This window comes from Micromonospora sp. NPDC005806 (assembly GCF_042871425.1).
GTDB lineage: Bacteria > Actinomycetota > Actinomycetes > Mycobacteriales > Micromonosporaceae > Micromonospora.
Map to the genome: position 1 here is coordinate 1 of NZ_JBIAIL010000100.1, position 1589 is coordinate 1589.

1 protein-coding gene is annotated in these 1589 nt (G+C 68.2%); it reads left to right on the forward strand.

Going from position 1 to position 1589, the window contains the following annotated elements:
- Positions 1 to 117: 117 nt before the first annotated feature.
- Positions 118 to 1581, forward strand: a complete 1464-nt coding sequence (locus ACFYOS_RS36395; protein ID WP_387151902.1) for an NF041680 family putative transposase — start codon at positions 118 to 120, stop codon at positions 1579 to 1581.
- The last annotated feature ends 8 nt before the right edge of the window (positions 1582 to 1589 follow it).

Sequence of the window (1589 nt, forward strand, 5' to 3'; positions counted from 1 at the left end):
CTAACTTGATCTTTAACCTCCGAGGGTCCTGTAGGGACCCTGACCGATCACGGAAACAGCCCTTGGTCGATGATCTTCTTGTCTAGGGAAGAACATCGATAACCAAGGGCTGTTCTGGTGACCAGTGTGCATGACCGTGGTCCGGCCGATGCCGTCGGGGAGTTGACGGGGTTCCGGCGAGAGTTCTACGACTGCTTGACTGCTCGGGCTGACGCGTTGTTCGACCTGACGGACGCGGTGTTGTGCGCCGACGGGCCGGTCCGGTCGTTGGTGGAGTTGTCGCTGGTGGGTGAGCACCGTCGGGGTCACGGGGCGTTGTATGACGCCCTCGCCTGCGGGCGGCTGGACATCGATCGGTTGCGGACGTCCCTCGCGGCGGTGCCGTTGCCACGGGCGGCTGATGGGCGTCTCGTCCTGGCGGTTGACATCACCTGCTGGTTGCGGCCGGACGCGCATACCTCTCCGCAGCGGATCCTGTGTCACACCTACGGTCGTGGCAAGGATCAGACCATCATGATCCCGGGCTGGCCGTATTCGATGGTCGTGGCCCTGGAGTCGGGCCGCAGTTCGTGGACCGCGCCGTTGGACGCGGTGCGGCTGGCGCCTGGTGATGACGCGGCCACGGTCACCGCTGGGCAGCTGCGGGACATCGTGGGGCGTCTGATCGCGGCCGGGCAGTGGCAGGCCGGTGACCTGGAGATCCTGGTCGTGGCCGACGCCGGCTACGACGCGCCCCGACTTGCGTTCCTCCTTCGTGACCTGCCCGTGCAGATCCTCGCTCGGATGCGTTCAGACCGGGTACTACGCCGGGCGGTGCCGCCTCGGCCGGCCGGGACGATCGGCCGACCGCGCAGGCACGGCGGCGAGTTCGTCTTCGGTGATCCCGCCACGTGGGGTGAACCGGACGCAGCCACCGTTGCCGATACCCGTCTCTACGGCACGGCGTGGGCCCGAGCCTGGGACCGGTTGCACCCACGGTTGACCCACCGATCCGCCTGGATCGACTCGGCTACGGTGCTGCCGGTCATCGAGGGAACGGTCATCCGTTTGGAGGTCGAGCACCTGCCCAGCGGCGCGACCCCGAAGCCGGTGTGGCTGTGGTGGTCCGGCGTCGACGCCACCCCGGGCGACGTCGACCGGCTCTGGCAGACGTTCCTGCGCCGCTTCGACATCGAACACACGTTCCGCCTGTTCAAACAGACCCTCGGCTGGACCTGCCCGAAGATCCGCACCCCCGAGGCCGCCGACCGATGGACCTGGATGATCCTCGCCGCCTACACCCAGCTCCGTCTGGCCCGCGCCCTCGCCACCGACCTGCGCCGCCCCTGGGAGAAACCCGCACCACCGCAGCGTCTGTCACCCGCCCGCGTCCGCCGCGGGTTTCGGCACCTGCGCGCGAAGGCCGCCTGCCCGGCCGGTGCACCCAAACCCTCCCAGCCAGGACCAGGGCGGCCACCCGGCCGCCGCAACACCCACCCCACCCCGCGCTACGACGTCCACACCGCGACCACCACGAAGGCCAAAACACCGGCTACAAAGAAGACGAAGTCCGTCAATCCCCGTCCACGCCGCACAGGTTAAAGATCAAG